The following is a 287-nucleotide window of genomic DNA, read 5'->3' on the forward strand; positions in this document are numbered from 1 at the left end:
CCCGGGCCCAGACCTGCGGGATCGCCAGGTCGGCGTAGGTCGGCGAGTTCAGCACCGCCAGCACACGATCGCGTTCGGCCGTGCTGAGCGCCTGCGGCGGCGGGGTCCGCGGCAGCCACGGCCCGTGCCGCGGTCCCACCACCGGTTTCGCCCGCCGGTAGTAGGTCGCCCGCGAGGTCCCGGTCAGCAAGCACGCCCGCTGCACCGAGATGTCCGCGTCGCGTAACTCGCCAAACACGTCGGTCAGGATCTCTTCGGCGGGTTGTCGTTGTCCGCGCTCTCGGAGA

1 protein-coding gene is annotated in these 287 nt (G+C 71.8%); it reads right to left on the minus strand.

Translation table 11 applies throughout. The features are described 5' to 3' along the window. Positions 1–238: hypothetical protein (locus ACLQ25_RS32900; protein ID WP_425734622.1), on the minus strand; the 238-nt coding region annotated here is incomplete at its 3' end. Between the last annotated feature and the right edge of the window lie 49 nt (positions 239–287).

The organism is Micromonospora sp. DT44 (assembly GCF_049841635.1).
GTDB lineage: Bacteria > Actinomycetota > Actinomycetes > Mycobacteriales > Micromonosporaceae > Micromonospora.